This is a genomic window from Xanthomonas sp. NCPPB 1128 (assembly GCF_001043115.1).
Lineage (GTDB): Bacteria > Pseudomonadota > Gammaproteobacteria > Xanthomonadales > Xanthomonadaceae > Xanthomonas_A.
The window spans coordinates 32429-50701 of record NZ_LFME01000035.1 but is presented as its reverse complement, the minus strand read 5'-3'; the positions used below and the strand labels follow the sequence as shown (position 1 = coordinate 50701).

The window sequence follows — 18273 nt, the reverse complement described above, 5'->3', positions numbered from 1 at the left end:
CCCTCAAGCCAACCCCAAATCCCAAATTCCGAATCCCGCCCCCCTCGCTCCCTTGCCCCGCCATTAACACCTCGTTAACGTTGCGATCCCCGCCCGCTCTGGAGAGCTCCGTGTCGCTACCGGTCTCGCGCCGTTCCTTCCTGTCCCTGGCCACCTCCGGTCTGGCGCTCGGCGCCGTGGGCCTGGCGCCCGTCGCCGAGGCGGCGCGGCGCAAGGCGGCCACCGCCGCAACCGCGACACCCAGCGTGGCGCCTGCGGCCGGCACCGTGTACCTGAACTTCAACGAATGCCCGCTGGGTCCTGCGCCTGCGGCATTGGCGGCAGCGCAGGCGATCCTGCCGCGCAGCGGCCGCTATCTGTTCGAGTTGTCGGACGAGCTGATCGCCGCCTTCGTCGGCCAGCAGCGCCTGCCGGCCGACCATGTCGCCGTGTATCCCGGCTCCAGCGAGCCGCTGGCCCGCGCGGCGCGCGCCTTCACCTCGGCGCGCGCCAGCGTGGTGGTAGCCGATCCGACCTTCGAGGCGGTGGCCGATGTGGCCGCCGCGCATGGCGCGCCGGTGCGACGGGTGCCGCTGCGCGCCGACGGCGCGCACGACGTCAAGGCCATGGCCAGCGCCGATCCGAATGCCGGCCTGATCTACCTGTGCAATCCGAACAACCCGACCGGGTCGGTCACCAAGCGCGCCGACATCGAATGGCTGCTGGCCAACAAGCCCGCCTCCAGCGTGCTGCTGGTCGACGAGGCCTACCTGCACTACAGCGAGGAGCCGTCGGTGATCGACCTGATCGGCCAGCGCCAGGACCTGCTGGTGCTGCGCACCTTCTCCAAGCTGTACGGCATGGCCGGGCTGCGCCTGGGCCTGGCGGTGGCCGCGCCGGGGCTGCAGACCAAGCTCGCCGCGTTCGGCCAGAATCCGGTGTCGGTGCCCGCCCTGGCCGCCGGCATCGCCAGCCTGCAGGACCTGCAACTGGTCCCGACCCGTCGCGCCGAGAACGCGCGCATCCGCAACGACACCATCGCCTGGCTGCAGAGCAAGGGCTACAAGTGCCTGCCGTCGCAGGCCAACTGCTTCATGGTCGACGTCAAGCGCGACGGCGCCGCCTTCGCCGCGGCGATGGCCAAGCAGGGCGTGATCGTCGGGCGCAGCTGGCCGATCTGGCCGAAGCTGGTGCGCGTCACCGTCGGCACCGAGGCGGAGATGCTGCGGTTTCGGGAGGCGTTTATGAAGGCGCGCAAATAGCGCGCCTCGGGATTGGGGATTGGGGATTGGGGATTCGTAAAAGCGGGGCTGCGGCGTTGCTGAGGCATGGCTGGTTTTGCTCCAGCGCTTCCTGTTCCCGAGGCACGATTCGCTAGTCCGGGCGCCCGCGCCAGGATGGCGAGCCGATTCGGGAGTGGGGATCAGGGATTCGCGAGAACCAAAGCCAGGGCTTCTGGCCTCGGCGGCGGTCGCACCCTCATCCGCCCCTTTGGGGCACCTTCTCCCGATGGGAGAAGGGAAGAGCGCGTCGGGCGATCAGCACTAGGGACCCGCTTTTACGAATCCCCAATCCCGACTCCCCAATCCCTGCCCTTAAGCGAATCCCCATTCCCGATTCCCCAATCCCGGCCCTTAAGCGAATCCCCAATCCCGACTCCCCAATCCCTGCGCCGCGCCGACGGCGCGGCGCTCACCAGCGCGGGGCCTTCGTCAACGGCGGGGCCTGGTGTTGGCGGTCGTAGGCGCGCAGGTCGTCGCGGATGTGGGCGATGCGCTGGCGACCCAGGGCGTTGCGGCTGTCGTCCAGGACTACGCCGTCGAGCAGTTCGCCCATGCGCTGCACGGTCGGCAGCATCTTCTCCCAGGCGTCGAGCGCGGTCAGCGGCGCCGGCAGGGTCAGGAAGAAGGCGATCGCCGGGGTCTCCATCTCGCGGATGTGCGCCATGTCGAAGCTGCCCGGCTTCATGATGCTGGCCATGCTGAAGATCGGGCCGCGTTCGGGATGCCCTTCCACCAGGCGGTGGAACACGTTCATGTGGCCGAAGGTCAGGCCGGTCTTCTCCGCGGCCACCACGATGTCCTCGCCGCGCAGCACCTGCCCGGCGCGGGCGGCGACGTACAGCGAGACGATCTTGTCGAAATCCTGGCTCGGCCGCTTGCCGAGGTCGGCGCCCGGTGCCTCCGCCGTGGGCAGGCCCAGGTCGGGCTGGTGCGCTTCGCCGTCCGCGCCGGACGCAACCAGCGCGTCATCGCCGGCGGCCGCGGCGGCGTCGCCCAGCGAGGGTTCGCGGCGCGGCGCGGCCGGATCGGCCGCCTCCACGCGCCGGCCCTGGCTCGGTTTCTTGGGGCGGCCGAACAGGAAGATCGCCGCAATCAACAGCAAGCCGGCGGCGAGGATGCCGATGCGTAGCATTGCCATGTCGGACATTCAGGGGTTACTCCGGCAAGGGTACACAGGGGGAAAACAACTGCTGGGTGCGCATCGGGTCCGCCAACACGGAAACCCGGCCTCGACGCGCATCACGTCCTTTAGCATGTCACGTCAGGCCGCGCCCGCCAAACGCGCGGCCTCCTCGAGATCCACGCTGACCAGACGGCTGACGCCGGGCTCGCGCATGGTGACGCCGCTGAGCTGGTGCGCCGCCTCCATCGTCGCCTTGTTGTGGCTGACGAACAGGAACTGCACTTTCTCGCTCATTTCCTTGACCATCGCCGCCAGGCGGCCGACGTTGGCTTCGTCCAGCGGCGCGTCCACCTCGTCGAGCAGGCAGAACGGCGCCGGGTTGAGCTGGAAGATCGCGAACACCAGCGCCACCGCGGTCATCGCCTTCTCGCCGCCGGACAGCAGCGAGATGCTGGACACGCGCTTGCCCGGGGGCCGCGCCATGATCGCCACGCCAGTGTCCAGCAGGTCCTCGCCGGTCAGCTCCAGGTAGGCGTGGCCGCCGCCGAACAGGCGCGGATACAGCGCCTGCACGCCGGAGTTGACCCGGTCGAAGGTGTCCTTGAAGCGGCCGCGGGTCTCGCGGTCGATCTTGCGGATGGCGTCTTCCAGGGTTTCCAGCGCGGTGTTCAGGTCGACGTCCTGCGCTTCCAGGTACTCGGCGCGCTGCGCGGCCTCGCCGTACTCGCTGATCGCCGCCAGGTTGACCGGCTCCAGCCGGCGCATGCGCGCATCGATCTGCTGTACCGCCTGCTCCCACTCCGCCGGATCGGCGTGCTCGGGCAGGCTGTTGATCACGTCCTCGAGCACGAAGCCGGCCTTGACCACCGCCGCCGACAGCTGCTCGGCGCTGAGCACCAGCGCCTGCTGGTCGAGCCGGCGCTGGGCGATGCGCTCGCGCTGCGCCAGCGCCTGTTCGTCGCGCTGCTGACGGGTCTGCTCCAGCGCGCGCAGTTCGTTGTCGATGCCGTCCAGCAGCGCGCGCGCCTCGCCGAGCGCGCGGTCGGTGCGCACGCGCTCGCTCAGCGCGGCCTGGTGCTCGGCCTCCAGGGCCAGCACCGGCGAGTCGCCCTCGTTCAACTGCGCGCTGAGTTCGCCCAGGCGCGCATCCAGTTGCCCGCGCTGGTTGCCCATGCGCTCCAGCGCCTGGCTCAGCGAGGCGATCTGGGTGCGCTGCGACTCCAGGGTCAGGGCCAATGCGTGCGAGGCCTCGCGCACCCGCCGTGCGGCGTCGCGGGCCAGGTCGCGGGCCTCGGTGAGCTGGCGGCGCTCGCTTTCCAGCGCATGCCGCACCGACTCCAGGTCGCCCATGCTGGTGACCGCGTCCTCCAGCTTGGAGCGTGCCTCGCGCGCCTGCTCGCGGCTGCTGTCCAGGGTTTCCAGCAGCTGCGCGACCTCCAGCTCGATGCGCTCGATGCGGCTGCGCGCGGCGTCGACCTTGCCCTGCTGGCTCTGCAACTGCCCGGCCAGTTCGGAGGCGCTGCGGTGCGCCTGGTACAACTGGCGTTGCGCGTCCTCGCGCTGCTGTTCGCCGGCCAGCAACTGCGCGCGCAGCTCGCCCAAGCGGTGTTCGAGGTCGGCCTCGCGTTCCTGCAGCGTCTCGATCTGGCCGCGCAGGCTCTGGATCTCGCGCTCGCGCAGCAGCGCGCCCTGCTTGGCCGCGCCCGAGCGCGACACCCGCAGCCAGCCCTGGCCCAGGCGCGCGCCATCGCGGGTGACGATGGAATCGCCCTCGCCCAACTGCGGCAGCAGCGCCCGCGCTGCGCTCAAATCCTCGGCCGCGTGCAGTCGCGCCAGCAGCCGGCGAATCGCAATCGGGCCCTGCACCTTGGCCGCGAGCGAGGTCGGCGCGAAGGTCTCGGCCGCCTCGGCGCCGCTGACCAGAGCGATGCGGCCTTCGCCGAGTTCGCCAAGGGCGTCGACCAGGGTTTCCGGCGCCTCCACCAGCACACCTTCGATCAACTGCCCGAGCGCACCTTCGACCGCGTTCTCCCAGCCGCTCTCCACGCTGAGCCGCTCGCCGACGCGCGCCGCCGAGTCCAGCCCGCGCGCCTGCAGCCAGGCCACCGCCGCACCCTGCTCCTGGCCGAGCGCGGCCTGCTGCAGGGTTTCCAGCGACGACAGCCGGCCGCGCGCGGCCTGCGCCTGCTTGCGCACGTCGGCCAGTTCGGCCTGCGCGCTGCGCTGCTGGTCCTGCAGCGCCGCCACCGCCTGCTTGCGCGCCTCGACCTGCTCGGTCAGTCCATCCAGCGCGGCGCGCTGGGTCTCGTGCTGCAGTTCCAGTTGCGCGAACGCCTCGGCCAGCGCGTCCAGGTCCAGCCCGGCGCGCTCGGCGACCAGCGCCTCGCGGCGGCGCTCGGCTTCCAGCGACTGCCGGTCCAGGTAATCGACGCGGGTCCGCTCCACTTCGCCGGCGCGCGAGGCTTCGGCAGTGTTGCGCTGATGCGATTCCCAGCGCTGCTGCCAGTCGGCCAGGCGGGCCTCGGCCTCGCGCAGCGCTTCCTGCTTGTATTCGTTGTCTTCCTGCAACTGCTCCAGCTGCGGGCCGGCCACGTCGACCGATTCGCGCAACAGCGCCAGCTTGGCCTCGTCGGTGCCGATATGCTGCCCGAGCTCGGCCAGTGCCAGCTGCGCCTCGTCGCGCGCCTTGTGCAGGCGCTGCGACAGATCGCGCTGGTGCTGGATCTGCTGTTCGATCCGGGCCAGGGTGCTGCCGACCTTGTAGACCTCGGCCTGCGCGGTGCTCAGCGCCTCGGCGGCCTCCTCGCGGCGCACGCGGCCGGTCTCGATGCGCGCCTCGGCATCGCGCTGCTCGGCGATCAGCTGCTGCAGGCGCGTCTCTTCCTGGCCCAGCGCCTCGCGCAGGCCCTGCAGGCGCCCGTCCAGGCCGCGGTACTCCAGCGCCTTCCACTGCGCGTCCTTGATCCGCCGCTCTTCCTGCAGCGCCTGGTACTGCTCGGCCTGGCGCGCCTGCCGCTTGAGGTGCTCGAGCTGCTTGCCGATCTCCTCGCGCAGGTCGCCCAGACGCTCCAGGTTCTCGCGGGTGTGGCGGATGCGGGTCTCGGTCTCCTTGCGCCGCTCCTTGTACTTGGAGATGCCGGCGGCCTCCTCCAGGTACACGCGCAGGTCCTCCGGGCGCGCTTCGATGATCTGGCTGATCATGCCCTGCTCGATGATCGAGTAGCTGCGCGGGCCCAGGCCGGTGCCCAGGAACAGGTCGGTGATGTCGCGGCGCCGGCACTTGGTGCCGTTGAGGTAGTAGCTGCTGCTGCCGTCGCGGCTGACCTGGCGCTTGACCGAGATCTCGTTGAACGAGGCGTACTCGCCGGCGATGGTGTGATCGGAGTTGTCGAAGATCAGTTCCACCGTGGCCTGCGACACCGGCTTGCGCGCCGAGGAGCCGGAGAAGATCACGTCGGTCAGCGAATCGCCGCGCAGCCGGCTGGCCGAACTTTCGCCCATCACCCAGCGCACCGCGTCGATGATGTTCGACTTGCCGCAGCCGTTCGGACCGACGATGCCGGTCATGTTGGTCGGCAGGTGCAGCGTGGTCGGATCGACGAAGGACTTGAAGCCGGACAGCTTGATGGTCGACAGGCGCATGGTGCGGGCAATCCATGGCAGGCGCCGCCGGCATTCCGAGCTGCGCTGCCGCTAATGAAGATCCAGGTGAGGTCCTGCTTCCAACCCATTGATGCGGCTACACCACCGGGTCGACATCGGACACGAGTCGCTGAGTATAGCGGCCCCCGAGTGGCGCCGGGGCTGCCTGCGCCGGGCGGCGGCGATGCGACGGCGGTCGCACATGCAGGCGACCGCCCCCGCCCGCCATGCCAGCCAGGGCCGCACGACCCGCCGATGGCGGCGCCGGTCGGCGAAAACGACACGGGCACCTTGCGGTGCCCGTGTCGGTACAGCGATGACGCAGGGATCAGGCGTCGGCTTCGACCACGACCTTGACCGTGGTTTCCACGTCGGCGTGCAGGCGCACCAGCACCTCGTACTCGCCGATGTTGCGGAACGCGCCCTCGCCCAGCACCACTTCGCCCTTCTCCAGCGGCAGGCCGGCGGCGGTGAAGGCCTCGGCGATGTCGCGCGGGCCGACCGAGCCGTACAGCTTGCCTTCGGTCGACGCGTTGGCCTTGACGGTCACGCTGGCGCCTTCCAGCTTGGCGGCACGGGCTTCGGCGTCGTCATGGATCGACTTGGCCTTGGCTTCGTACTCGGCGCGCTTGGCTTCGAACTCGGCGATGTTGGCGGCGGTGGCCGGCACGGCCTTGCCCTGCGGCACCAGGTAGTTGCGGCCGTAGCCCGGCTTGACGTCGACCTTGTCGCCGAGGCCGCCCAGGTTGGTCACTTTCTGCAGAAGAATCAGTTGCATGGTCTTGCTCCGTTATTCGTTAGCGCACGCCCCGAAGGCGCCCGCAACGCTTGCTGTCCGAATAGGAGAAGCCGGGATTGGGGATGGGGAATCGGGATGTGTCCCGATCGGCACCGCATTCTTTGATCGCCAGACTTCGGTTGAATGCCCGCACCGGGAGGTGCGGGCGGTGTTGCGTTCCGGGAAACCCGGAATCAAACGTCGTGGTTATCCGTGTACGGGATCAGCGCCAGGAAACGCGCGCGCTTGACCGCCGTGGCCAGCTGGCGCTGGTACTTGGACTTGGTGCCGGTCACGCGGCTCGGCACGATCTTGCCGTTCTCGGTGAGGTACTGGCGCAGGGTGTTGAGATCCTTGTAGTCGATCTCCTTGACGCCCTCGGCGGTGAACTTGCAGAACTTGCGACGACGGAAGAACTTGGACATGAGCGTGCTCCTTAGGCGGCTTCGGCGGCGTCGCCGTCGGTTTCGGTGGCGGCGGCGGGCGCATCGCCCTCTTCGTCGTCGCGACGACGGCGCTCACCGCGCTCGGGCTTGTCGGCCTTCTCGTCCTTGCTCTTCATGATCAGCGACTGCTCGGTGTCGGCGCCGTCGCGCTTGATCACCAGGTGGCGCAGCACCGCGTCGTTGAAGCGGAAGCTCTCGACCAGCTCGCTCAGCACGGCCTGGTCCACTTCGATGTTCAGCATGACGTAGTGGGCCTTCACCAGGTTCTGGATCGGATACGCCAGCTGGCGGCGGCCCCAGTCTTCCAGACGGTGGATGGTGCCCTTGCCGTTCTCGACCAGCGACTTGTAGCGCTCGATCATGGCCGGGACCTGCTCGCTCTGGTCCGGGTGGACCAGGAACACGATTTCGTAATGACGACTCATGGTGTTTACCTTTCGGATGTGGCCTTGCGGCCGGACAGCCCCCCGCGGTGGTGACGGCGGTGGGGCAAGGACTCCTGCCGGGAAGGCAGGAAGCCGCACATTATGGCGCAGAAGGGCCGCCGCAGACAAGCTGCCGGGGCGGCCGGCCGGGTGATGTCCTGACTCGATGAAGCCGGGTCCCGCGTCCCGGCTTCTCACCCCATATCGACATGCAGCCGATGCTGACCGCACTGCAGGCAACGGAACAGACAGCCGACCAGCATGCCGTCGCGGGACAGGCGCGCCAGCAGCCAGTCCGTGTCGCGCGGGGTGACCTCGGCGATGTCGGGCATGACCTCGTCCAGGATCGGGTCCAGATCGTCACGCCCGGCATAGCCCAGGAAGGCGCAGGGCCGGTCGCAATGGCTCAGCCACACCGGCTGCTGCCAGGCCGAATAGCCCGGGGTGCGCGTGCAGATCTCCTGCAGCAGCGCTGCATTGATCGCCGGCGGTGGGTCGCCCGGATCGGACGAGACGCCCTCGATCTCGGTCCAGCCGGTGAACTCGCCCTCGAAGCGGGCCGCGGCGCGGCCATCGGCGATGCACCAGGGACACAGGAACTGCGGGCCATCGCCAGCGCAGTAGAACGGCCCCCGGTAGCGCCATGCACGGGTTTCGCCGCAGCAGTCGCACACGCCGTCTTCCTGCGCGAAGCACAGCGCATAGGCGTTGGGGTGATGAAGGAACTGAGGCAGCTGCATGGAAACCGATGCCACGCTGCCCTGCGCCCTCGAGGAAGGCGCCGCCGGGCGGAGCGGCGACGCTCAGGGCGCGCCGGCGTGCGCGGCGTCGGTGGTGAAGCTCTCGCCGCAGCCGCACTCGGCGGTGGCATTCGGGTTGCGGAACACGAAGGTCTCGCCCAGGCCCTGCTTGGCGAAGTCGATCTCGGTGCCGTCCACCAGCGGCAGGCTGGTCGCATCGACATAGATGCGCACGCCGTCCTGCTCGAACACCGCGTCGTCCGGACGCGCCTCGCGCGCCAGGTCGGTGACGTGGCCCCAACCCGAACAGCCGGTGCGCTCGACGCCGAAACGCAAGCCCAGCGCGCCGGGAGTCTGCGCGACGAAGCGCTGCACGCGGGCGTGGGCGACGGGGGTGAGACGGATGGTCATGACGAACGACTCCGGCGACTGCGAGCGGACATTATAGGAAGGACGGCGACCGATCGCCGCATGCCTCGCAAGCGCTGCGCTCCAGCCAGTACACTTGCCCCTTCCATATCGAGTCGCTGCGGCGAGGATTCAAGTCATGACGGTGGTGAGCGTTGCACATGCGCTGGCGGGGAAGATCCCGGAAGGCGGCGAAGTCACGGTGCGGGGATGGGTGCGCACGCTGCGCGGATCTGCCGGACTGGCTTTCATCAATGTGAGCGACGGCTCCTGCTTCGCCCCGATCCAGGTGGTGGCCACCGAGGCACTGCCCAACTTCGACGAGGTCAAGCGGCTCACCGGCAGTTGCTCGCTGATCGCCAAGGGCGTGCTGGTGAAATCGCAGGGCAAGGGCCAGTCGTACGAGATCCAGGCCAGCGCGGTCGAGGTGGTGGGCTGGGTCGAGGATCCGCTGACCTACCCGATCCAGCCCAAGCCGATGTCGCCGGAATTCCTGCGCGAGGTCGCGCACCTGCGCCCGCGCACCAACCTGTTCGGCGCGGTGACGCGCATCCGCAACTGCCTGGCGCAGGCGGTGCACCGCTACTTCCACCAGAACGGCTACAACTGGATCAGCACGCCGATCATCACCACCTCCGACGCCGAAGGCGCCGGACAGATGTTCCGCGTCTCCACCCTGGACATGGCCAACCTGCCGCGCGACGCGCAGGGCCAGGTCGACTTCGGCCGCGACTTCTTCGGCAAGGAGACCTTCCTGACCGTGTCCGGCCAGCTCAACGTCGAGGCCTACTGCCTGGCGCTGAGCAAGGTCTACACCTTCGGCCCCACCTTCCGCGCCGAGAACAGCCACACCACCCGCCACCTGGCCGAGTTCTGGATGATCGAGCCGGAGATCGCCTTCGCCGACCTGGCCGAGGATGCGCGCGTGGCCGAGGACTTCCTCAAGTATCTGTTTCGTGCGGTGCTGGACGAGCGTGCCGACGACCTGGCGTTCATCGCCGAGCGCGTGGACAAGACCGCGATCAGCAAGCTGGAGACCTTCATCAACTCGCCGTTCGAGCGCATCGAGTACAGCGACGCGATCGGCCTGCTGCAGAAGTCGGGGCAGAAGTTCGAGTTCCCGGTGGAATGGGGCCTGGACCTGCAGACCGAGCACGAGCGCTGGCTGACCGAGCAGCACGTGGGCCGCCCGGTGGTGGTGACCAACTACCCCGAGCACATCAAGGCCTTCTACATGCGCCTGAACGACGACGGCAAGACCGTGGCGGCCATGGACGTGCTGGCCCCCGGCATTGGCGAGATCATCGGCGGCAGTCAGCGCGAGGAGCGCCTGGACGTGCTCGACGCGCGCATGCAGCAGTTCGGCCTGGATCCGCAGCACTACGGCTGGTACCGCGATTTCCGCCGCTACGGCACGGTGCCGCACGCCGGCTTCGGCCTGGGCTTCGAGCGGCTGGTGGTGTACGTGTGCGGGCTGAGCAACATCCGCGACGCCATCCCCTACCCGCGCGCGCCAGGCAGCGCCGAGTTCTGAGCATGGTCAGGGAGCGCGCGCCATGATCCTGTTCTTCGCGCTGTGCTTCGTCGGCGTGGCGATCGCCGGGGCCAGCGCGTTCCTGATCTTCTGGCCGCTGACCCTGGTGCACATCCGCGACCGCCATCCGCCGCTGGTGGCGGCGTTCGGGCCGGGCGCCTTCCTCAAGCCGGTCGCGCTCGGCTGGCTGCTGGCGCGGCGCTACCGCCCGCTGGGCGACCGCGGGCTCTCCGGGTTGGCGACGCCGGCCTGGCTGTCGCTGCTGACCATCTTCTTCGGCCTGGGCATGGCCGCCCTGCTCTGGCTGCTTTCCCTGGTGATTCCATGACTTCAGATTCTCCCGCCCACGATCAGTGGTACCTGGCCAGTCTCGGCCGCCTGCTGGTGTGGGCGCGCCTGCGCGTGCGCGCCGCCGGCACCGCCGAGGTGCTGGACAGCGACGGCAACACCCTCAGCTACGACAGCGAGGACACCGCCCGCGCGGCGCTGTTCGATGCCGAGTTCGTCGCCTTCGATGGCCTGGACGAGGACGATGCGCGGGCGCGCGGCTTCGCGTTGGGCGAGGTGTCGCCGCCGCAGGCCGACGACGACGCCGGCCTGCGCGGGCGCATGACCCAGACCCTGGGCGCGCGCGCCTGATCCTGCTGCGATGCATGTTCCGCCCGCCTTCGCCGAACACGACCTGGGCGCGCTCGACGTACTGATCGCAGACAACCCGTTCGCCACCCTGGTCACCGTCGCCGACGGCCTGCCCTGCGCCACGCCGTTGCCGGTGCTGTACCGGCGCGACGGTGAACGCATCCTGGTCGAAGGCCATTGGTCGCGGGCCAACCCGCAGGCGCGGCATGCCGGGCCGGCCTTGCTGATCGTGCACGGCCCGCACGCCTACGTCTCGCCGGGCTGGTATCCGGACAAGGAAGCGATGGCGCGGGTGCCGACCTGGAACTACGCCACCGCGCATCTGCACGGGCAGCTGCAGCCCAGCGACGACGAGGCCATGCTGGCCGATGTGGTGGCGCGGCTGAGCGAACGCCACGAGCGCGCATTGGGCAGCGACTGGCGCTACGAGCCGGACAACGACGCGCACCGGCGCCAGTTGCGCGGCATCGTCGGTTTCCGCTTCCAGGTCGAGCGGATCGAGCTGAAGTTCAAGCTCAGCCAGAACCATCCGCCGGCGAACCAGGCCGCGGTGCGCGAAGCGCTGCAGGCCCAGGCCGACGCAGGCGCGCAGGCCGTCGCGGCGCTGATGCGCGCCCGACGTCCGGACTGAAGCACGCCGCCACGCAACACGGCTGATGCGATGTCGTGCGTGGTCACACGACTGCACGCGGCGTCCCGCCGCCTCACCCGCAACGGCTGGCCGGTCCCTGCCGGTCGTGCTCGGCACGGCGCGCACTGGCTCGTCCCCCTTCCAGCGGCGACAGGCCTTCTCGGATCGCATAGCGGGTCAATTGCGCGATGCTCTGCATGCCCAGCTTGAGCATGATGTGCTCGCGATGGGTGCCGATGGTCTTGACGCTGATGTGCAGGCGCGCGGCGATCTCCTTGGTCGACAACCCCTCGGACAGCAACTGCACGATCTCACGTTCACGCGAGGTCAGCAGGGTGTAGGCGGAGACGGCGTCGCCGGGCGGACAGCGGTACTCGCTGACCAGGGACTGCGACAGTTGCGGGCTGATGTACAGCTGGTCGTTGCCGACCTGCTGGATCGCGCGCAGCAATTCATGGAAGGTGCTGTTGCGCGCCAGGTAGCCCTTGGCGCCGGCGTCGATGGCCGCGCGCACATTGGCCGCGGCATCGGACGCGGCGATGCAGATCGCCTTACTGCGCGGGCTGCGCTGCAGCAGCCGGCGGGTGGCCTCGATGCCGTTGAGGCCAGGCAGCATCACGTCCATCAGCACGACGTCCGGCTGCCGTCGGGTCACCAGTTGCACGCACTCCAGTCCATCGACCGCATGGCCGACCACGTCGATGTCCGGCGTGTTGTTCAACAGGGCCACCATGCCCTCCAGCACGATGCTGCGTTCGGCGGCAATCACGATACGTGTGTTCATTCTCTACCTGTGTTGGCAATGGAACTCCCAACGCGCGACCGCGCGGCAACCCGCGTCCGCTGCAGTGCGACGCGCCCCTTTTTTCAACCGATACGACAGCGCTGAACCTGCGCTTGCGTTACGTCCTCAGCTTGTCACGCCGTGCCATGGCGGCCATCGGCTTCAGGCTGATATGGATGGCGACGACGGCTGAACTTGTGCGGATTGCCGCATTAGTCTCGGTTTGTAGACAGAATCCCGTGCTAGGGCGCACACGCTGTGACGCAGAACGAAGTCCTGCGCCGACGAACGATGGTGGGACGCCGGCGTTGCGCCGGCATGCTCATTCCGCAGCAGCGGTTGGCGGCGGTGGTGGTGGCAACCGGGCGGCCTCCACCTGCAGCATCGCGCGGGCGAACTCGGCGAGCCGCTGCTGGATCGCGGCCGGCGGCGTGCCGGCCTCGATGGACTGTTGCAAGGTCATCAACTGCGCGGCCAGTTCGCCCTGCCAGCGCATGCGCTCGGTGTCGTTGCTGGCGCGCTGCACTTCCAGCGATGCCTGCGCCTGCGCCGAGGTGTCGCCACGCACCAGTGTCTCCATCAAATCGACCAGGCGTTGCAGCAGACGGTACACCGCGGTGGCCGAGAAGCCCCCCAGCATCGCCAGGGTCGGCTTGCCGAAACTGCGCATGCTGCCGCTTTCGAACAGATCCGGCGGCAGCACTTCGACCAGGATCAGCCCGGCGATCAGGCCCAGGATCATGCGCGCGCCGTAGGACGCGTCGTACTTGGGGTCGTAGCTGGCGTCGGCGACATAGCGGTGCACCTGGAACAGCGAGGAGAACGAGGCCCCCAGGCCGGCGCAGAACAGCAGGAACAGCGCGTTCCACAGCAGCACGCTGCCCGAGGAATCCAGGAACCCCAGGCGCACGTTGTCCGCGCTGACCTTGCTGGACAGGGCCGTCGCCACCACCGCGAACAAGAACAGCAGCGAGGTCGTGGTCAGTGCGCGCACCAGCGGCAGCGGGCCGAGCAGTGTCGCCCAGTGCGGGCGGCGACGTTCGGCATCGAGCAGGAACACCGCCTGCGGCGTCGCCGGGCGGATCAGTTGCGCCAGTCGCCGGTGGGTGACCGCCAGTTCGTGCGAGTGCACCTCGATCTCGCCGCCATCGGCGTCCGGCACGCGGGCGCCCAACAGCGCCGACAGGCGGGCGATCAACTCCGGCGGCACTGCCATGCCGTGTTCCAGCGCATAGCGCGCCATCGCTTCGCACTCGGCGCGCAACTGCGGCAGGATGGGCGGCGGCGGCAGCCGCGGCCCGGCCCGGCGGGCCGCGATCAGCCGGCGCCACGCGGCGCCGGCCAGCGTCTTGATCCAGACGAAGTTCATCGCACGACTCCTGGATGGAAACGAGGGCCGGCGCGTCCGCGCGGCGGATTACGGGCTGGCGGGGACGCGTTCCAACAGCGCGCTTTCCCGCCCCTTCCCGCCGCCGTCAACGGTCTGCAGTTCGAGCTCGCCGTCCGGCCTTGCGCGCAGTGTCAGCTGGCCGTCGCTCAAACGCGTGCAGACACCCTGATCGTTCATGTCCAACGCGTACAGCGCGTCTCCTTCGCGCATGCCGAGGTAGCGACCCTGCACCCTGCACTCGCGCGGCGCGCCGTAGCGCAGCTGCACCGTGGCGCTACCGGGGGCCTGAGGGGTCGCCGCGACACTCAGTTGCACAGCGACGCCCCTATTGCTGTAGTCGGGACGCGTCACCCCGCGCCACGTGCCCTGCAGCGGGCTAGGCTGGCCCGGATCGCTGTGCAGCACCACCGGCAAATCCTTGCCGTCGACGTTCAAGCGCAGGTCGTCGCCGCTGCGCTGCACGCGCAGCGGCTTGCCCATCAGCTTGTCGCAGTAGGCGCCGCCATTGATCGACTCCAGTGCGAAACCGGCACCCGGTTGCGGCTTGACCAGCAAGGCGCAGTTCAACGGCGAGCCGAACATCAGCCTGGCCTTGCCGTCGCGCTGGACCAGGCGCACGGCGGCCAGGCGCTGCGCATCCAGCGCCAGGGTGCCGCTCCATTCGCCGGGCGGCAACGCGTCTGCGTTGGCCGCTGCGGCCGGTGCAGCAGGCGTCGGCGCCTGCGGTGCGGCACCGGCGGCGAACGGCGTGGCCAGGCACAGCGCCAGCCAGAACGGGAAACGCGCAACACCACGCGAACGGATACGCATGCGACTCTCCTGTTGGATACGAAGGAAAACGATGTGCACGGTCAGGACAGACCGAACCGGATCAGCGCCAGGACGGCCGCCACCAGGCACAGTACGGCAAGCAGCCACAGCGCCCGGCGTCGACGCCGGCGCAGCCGTTGCGCGCGGGCCAGCGAGCGCAGGTCGATGTGCAGTTCTCGGCACCACAGGTCGGTGTCGTGCCGGGACAGGATGAAGCCGTGTCTACGCATGTGCGGTCTCCTCGGCGGGATCGTGCGGAGCGGGCGCATCGGACAGGTGCCACAGCTTCAGCCGCTGGCCATCGAACAGCACCTCGCCGACCGGGGTGTGGGTGCCGCGGAACAGGATCTGCAAGCGGTGGCCGGGCCGCCGTGGCCGGCGCGGCTGCACCTGCAGCAGCAGGCGCGGCGCCTCGTTCGGTGCGTCCACCACGTCCAGTTCGACGTCGAAGGCCAGGGCCAGTTCGCCGATCTGCGGCAACTGCCATGCACGCAGCTCCCACAACGGGATTTGCAGCGACGGCGGCTCGGCCGCGTCCGTCTCCACCTGCAACGTCTCGCCCGCGCCGAAACACGCGCGCAATGCCTGTGCGTGACGCGCGCGGCAGCGCCGCTGCGCATCCAGCAAGGCCGCCGACAGCCCCTGCAGGAACAGGTCGAACTCGCAACGCAGCCTGGCCATCAGTCGTCCTTCAGCCAGCCGGGCTTGCGCGGGAAGCCCACGTGGTAGCACAGCCACTGCATCACCACCTGGTGCTCGCCGATCTGCAGCACGGCGAAATTCTTTTCGGTGCCGATGATCGCGCCCTTCGGCGAATCGCTCAGGCAGCGGTTGAGCAAGGCCCGTGCCGCCTCGATCTGCTCGGGCGACTGCATCTGCGTCGGGTTGTCGCTACCGACCACGACCCGCTTGACGAACTTGACTTCGGTAAGGTCGAACATCGTTGACGAGTCCCCCGACGAGATGGTTCAACAGGCCGCTACGGACTTACGCGGCGACCGGCACCGGCGCGCCGACCTTGCGCGGCGCCACCGAGCTCTGCAGGATGTCCATCACCCGCGCCAGCCCTTCCGGCATGCCCTTGTCGGCGGCGTGCACGGCGACGTGGTACTTGGCCGAGTTGTCGGAGCTGCGCGTGTTTTCCTTGTGCGTGGCGACCGAACCCTGGATGTGCACCTTGGCCTTGAACATGCCCCAGCCGAATTCCATGTCCGCCGACAGCGACGCCGAGGCATCGGTGGAGGACTTCTCGGAGAAGGACGACTTCACTTCCATGTCGAAGGTGATGTCCACGGTCTGGATGCTCAGGCTGGGCACGTTGACGATGGCCAGCAGCGGCACTTCCAGTTCGACCTCCTCCTCGGCGATGCCGCCGGCGGTGGTCGGGTCGTCGACCGGCCGCTTGAAGCGGAAGCTGGCGGTGCGGGTGGCGCCGGTCGCCTGCGGATCGTTGCCGCCGGCATCGGGCGGCAGGAAGCCGATGACGCGGATGAAATCGGCGGTGGCGCGGGCCAGCTTGACCTGCGCGTCGCAGGCCGCATCCAGCGGGCCGCCGATCAGGTCGCCCATCGGCAGACCCTTGAATTGACTTGACATGTTGACGAGTTCGTCAGCCATTGCAGTGACTCCTTAGTTGGTGGGATTGGTTACATCGTCCGTGCCCGCGACGTCCGGCTTGTCGGCCGTGACCGTCTTGAACACGCCCTGCGTCTGCGCCAGATGGTTGAGCAATCTGGCCGCTCCGTCAGTCGGTTCGGTCCCCTCCACGCGCAGCACGACGTGGACGGCACTCTGGCGCTGGCTCCGCGCGCTGGCGCTGGTATCCACACGCACGCTGGAACGGGTGGCGGTGCGCTTGGCCTGCCAGGCCGCTTTCGGGCCGGGCGGCTCCGGCGCGAAGAAGCCGTCGGCCGACTGCAGGCCGCCGAGGTCGCCGAGCTGCGCATCGAAGCTGATCTCCACATCCTTGATCCGCAGCACGTTGGTCGAGACCAGCGGCAACAGCGGCGCGCGGTAGTAGTCCTCGTCGCCTTCGGCGGCCTGCGGATGCTGCGACGGCAGGCGGATGATCACGCTCTTGGGCCGGTGGAACTCGTCGAAGTAGTCGCCGAGGTTGGCCATCTGGTGCTGCTCGATGCGGTCCTGCGCCTCGATCACCGCGCCGGCCAGCGCCTCGATCAGGTCGTTCAATGCGGTCGGTCCAGCCATGGTCGCTCCTGGGGAAAGAAGGCCGCCGTCGGCGACGGCGGCGGATCGGCGGCATGCGCCGCACGCGCGCTCAGCTCAGGTCGGGAAAGGAATCGGTGCGCGCCAGCCAGCCCTTGAGGAACTTGGCCAGCGGCGGCCTGGCCGCGACCAGGCGCTGGTAGTAATCGCGCCGGCCCTGCTTGTAGCGCGCGTACAGATCGCGCTGGTCCGCCGCCTTCAGCGCGGCCAGGGTGGCCGGGCCGAGCTTGCCCTCCTCCGGCAGCTTCAGCGTCGCGGTCTGCGCGTTGAGCACGCGCTGCAGCAGCTTGATGGCGTTGTTGCCGGCATTGACCTGGAAGTCGAACAGGATGTTGGCCAGCGGCTGCAGCGCGATCTCGTCGCCGTGCACCGCATTCCAGTAGCAGGTCTTGTAGATCACCACCGCCTGCGCGTCGGTGAGCGCACGCAGGTTGTCCAGGGTCGGCTCCAGTTGCAGCAGGCTCTTGGCGTAAATGCGGAACGTCGCCAGGGTGATGCCCTTGTTGGTGGCGCCGCCCGGGTCCACCGGATCGTTGACGAAGCCGCCCTCGTGCTTGAGCAGGGTCGGAAAGAATGCGTTGAAGTCGGCCATGGGATCCTCCGCTGGTGCCCGTGGTGGGCGTGGAGGAAGTCTGCGCAGCGGGCCGCACCGGCGGGATCGGCAAAAGCCCGATCCAGCGGCGCCTGCGCACTGAGCCGCCGCGGTCGTCGTGAGCGCCGGCTGCGCGCGGGCGGCGGGGTTCTGGAATAATGCCGGGCTATGAGCAAAATCGCGCAACTCCTGGACAACAACCGCTCCTGGTCCGAACGCATCAATCGCGAGGATCCCGAGTTCTTCAGCCGCCTGTCCACGCAACAGACCCCCGAATACCTATGGATCGGGTGTTCCGATTCGCGGGTGCCGGCGAACCAGATCATCGACATGGCGCCGGGCGAGGTGTTCGTCCACCGCAACATCGCCAACGTGGTCGTGCACACCGACCTCAACTGCCTGTCGGTGATCCAGTTCGCGGTCGAGGTGCTGAAGGTGCGGCACATCCTGGTGGTCGGCCACTACGGCTGCGGCGGCGTGCACGCCGGCCTGACCCGCGCGCGGCTGGGTCTGGTCGACAACTGGATCCGCCACGTCACCGACGTGGCCGAGAAGCACGAGCACTGCCTGCAGCAGGCCGGCGAGCTCAACGTGCAGCATGCGCGCCTGTGCGAGCTCAACGTCCTCGAGCAGGTGGTCAACGTCAGCCGCACTTCGATCGTGCTCGACGCCTGGGCGCGCGGCCAGGAACTGACCGTGCACGGCTGGGTCTACAGCCTGCGCGACGGCCGCGTGCACGACCTGGGCATGGAACTGGACCGCATCGACGACCTGGCGCCGCGCTACGATGCGGCCCTGGCGCGCATCAGCCAGGACCGCGAGGACCGCTGAGCGGCGCGCCGC

21 protein-coding genes and 1 pseudogene are annotated in these 18273 nt (G+C 68.9%); 6 read left to right on the top strand and 16 right to left on the bottom strand.

The features are described from left to right. Positions 1-110: 110 nt before the first annotated feature. Positions 111-1241: a pyridoxal phosphate-dependent aminotransferase gene (locus ACP93_RS17975; RefSeq protein WP_048492027.1), complete on the top strand. Its 1131-nt coding sequence runs from the start codon at positions 111-113 to the stop codon at positions 1239-1241. 430 nt (positions 1242-1671) lie between these two features. Here ACP93_RS17975 and zipA read toward each other — a convergent pair whose 3' ends face one another. From zipA to ACP93_RS17940, 7 genes are all read right to left on the bottom strand, one after another. Beyond that, positions 1672-2409, bottom strand: coding sequence for a cell division protein ZipA (zipA, locus tag ACP93_RS17970; RefSeq protein WP_048492026.1), 738 nt, complete (start codon positions 2407-2409; stop codon positions 1672-1674). A gap of 114 nt (positions 2410-2523) precedes the next feature. Continuing rightward, positions 2524-6027 carry a chromosome segregation protein SMC gene (gene smc, locus ACP93_RS17965; protein WP_048492025.1) on the bottom strand — a complete coding sequence of 1168 codons (3504 nt, stop codon included), beginning with the start codon at positions 6025-6027 and terminating at the stop codon, positions 2524-2526. A 328-nt stretch (positions 6028-6355) separates the two neighbouring features. After that, positions 6356-6805: a 50S ribosomal protein L9 gene (gene rplI / locus ACP93_RS17960; protein ID WP_048492024.1), complete on the bottom strand. Its 450-nt coding sequence runs from the start codon at positions 6803-6805 to the stop codon at positions 6356-6358. Between the two features lie 194 nt (positions 6806-6999). Next, complete coding sequence (gene rpsR, locus ACP93_RS17955) at positions 7000-7230, bottom strand: 30S ribosomal protein S18 (RefSeq protein WP_002804494.1); 231 nt, start codon at positions 7228-7230, stop codon at positions 7000-7002. Between the two features lie 11 nt (positions 7231-7241). After that, positions 7242-7676 carry a 30S ribosomal protein S6 gene (rpsF, locus tag ACP93_RS17950; RefSeq protein ID WP_010342529.1) on the bottom strand — a complete coding sequence of 145 codons (435 nt, stop codon included), beginning with the start codon at positions 7674-7676 and terminating at the stop codon, positions 7242-7244. Positions 7677-7870: 194 nt separating this feature from the next. Next, a complete protein-coding gene (locus ACP93_RS17945; RefSeq protein WP_048492023.1) occupies positions 7871-8416 on the bottom strand; it encodes a CbrC family protein in 546 nt (181 codons plus the stop codon). Positions 8417-8479: 63 nt separating this feature from the next. After that, entirely contained in the window at positions 8480-8827 is a 348-nt protein-coding gene (locus ACP93_RS17940; protein ID WP_048492022.1) for a HesB/IscA family protein, read from the bottom strand. A gap of 136 nt (positions 8828-8963) precedes the next feature. Between ACP93_RS17940 and asnS the strand changes: the two genes are divergently transcribed. From asnS to ACP93_RS17920, 4 genes are read left to right on the top strand one after another with little or no spacing between them, the layout of a single operon-like run. Next, positions 8964-10358, top strand: coding sequence for an asparagine--tRNA ligase (gene asnS, locus ACP93_RS17935; protein ID WP_048492021.1), 1395 nt, complete (start codon positions 8964-8966; stop codon positions 10356-10358). A 22-nt stretch (positions 10359-10380) separates the two neighbouring features. Continuing rightward, positions 10381-10686 carry a hypothetical protein gene (locus tag ACP93_RS17930; protein ID WP_010342526.1) on the top strand — a complete coding sequence of 102 codons (306 nt, stop codon included), beginning with the start codon at positions 10381-10383 and terminating at the stop codon, positions 10684-10686. Further along, complete coding sequence (locus tag ACP93_RS17925; protein WP_048492020.1) at positions 10683-10997, top strand: hypothetical protein; 315 nt, start codon at positions 10683-10685, stop codon at positions 10995-10997. Before ACP93_RS17930 ends, ACP93_RS17925 begins: the two co-directional genes overlap by 4 nt. A gap of 10 nt (positions 10998-11007) precedes the next feature. Further along, positions 11008-11628 (top strand): FMN-binding negative transcriptional regulator, encoded by a 621-nt coding sequence (locus tag ACP93_RS17920; RefSeq protein WP_048492019.1) that lies wholly within the window; start codon positions 11008-11010, stop codon positions 11626-11628. Between the two features lie 73 nt (positions 11629-11701). Here the strand turns inward: ACP93_RS17920 and ACP93_RS17915 are convergent, their stop codons facing one another. The 9 genes and pseudogenes from ACP93_RS17915 to ACP93_RS17875 form a co-directional block, all read right to left on the bottom strand. Then, a complete protein-coding gene (locus ACP93_RS17915) occupies positions 11702-12412 on the bottom strand; it encodes a response regulator (protein ID WP_048492018.1) in 711 nt (236 codons plus the stop codon). 322 nt (positions 12413-12734) lie between these two features. Next, entirely contained in the window at positions 12735-13781 is a 1047-nt protein-coding gene (locus ACP93_RS17910) for a hypothetical protein (RefSeq protein ID WP_048492017.1), read from the bottom strand. Positions 13782-13829: 48 nt separating this feature from the next. Then, positions 13830-14612, bottom strand: a complete 783-nt coding sequence (locus ACP93_RS17905) for a hypothetical protein (RefSeq protein ID WP_048492016.1) — start codon at positions 14610-14612, stop codon at positions 13830-13832. A gap of 41 nt (positions 14613-14653) precedes the next feature. Beyond that, positions 14654-14842, bottom strand: a complete 189-nt coding sequence (locus tag ACP93_RS17900; protein WP_048492015.1) for a hypothetical protein — start codon at positions 14840-14842, stop codon at positions 14654-14656. Continuing rightward, positions 14835-15293 carry a hypothetical protein gene (locus ACP93_RS17895; protein ID WP_048492014.1) on the bottom strand — a complete coding sequence of 153 codons (459 nt, stop codon included), beginning with the start codon at positions 15291-15293 and terminating at the stop codon, positions 14835-14837. The genes ACP93_RS17900 and ACP93_RS17895 overlap by 8 nt, the downstream gene beginning before the upstream one ends. Next, complete coding sequence (locus ACP93_RS17890; RefSeq protein ID WP_048492013.1) at positions 15293-15553, bottom strand: hypothetical protein; 261 nt, start codon at positions 15551-15553, stop codon at positions 15293-15295. The genes ACP93_RS17895 and ACP93_RS17890 overlap by 1 nt, the downstream gene beginning before the upstream one ends. A 46-nt stretch (positions 15554-15599) precedes the next feature. Next, positions 15600-16229, bottom strand: a complete 630-nt coding sequence (locus ACP93_RS17885) for a DUF2589 domain-containing protein (protein WP_048492012.1) — start codon at positions 16227-16229, stop codon at positions 15600-15602. Between the two features lie 12 nt (positions 16230-16241). Beyond that, complete coding sequence (locus ACP93_RS17880) at positions 16242-16820, bottom strand: DUF2589 domain-containing protein (RefSeq protein ID WP_184452035.1); 579 nt, start codon at positions 16818-16820, stop codon at positions 16242-16244. Next, positions 16799-17430, bottom strand: a pseudogene (locus ACP93_RS17875) (glycosyl hydrolase 108 family protein). The gene ACP93_RS17880 and the pseudogene ACP93_RS17875 overlap by 22 nt, the downstream one beginning before the upstream one ends. A 168-nt stretch (positions 17431-17598) precedes the next feature. On the opposite strand from ACP93_RS17875, the gene can reads away from it, so the two are divergent. Next, positions 17599-18261 (top strand): carbonate dehydratase, encoded by a 663-nt coding sequence (gene can / locus ACP93_RS17870; RefSeq protein WP_048492009.1) that lies wholly within the window; start codon positions 17599-17601, stop codon positions 18259-18261. Positions 18262-18273 lie beyond the last annotated feature (12 nt).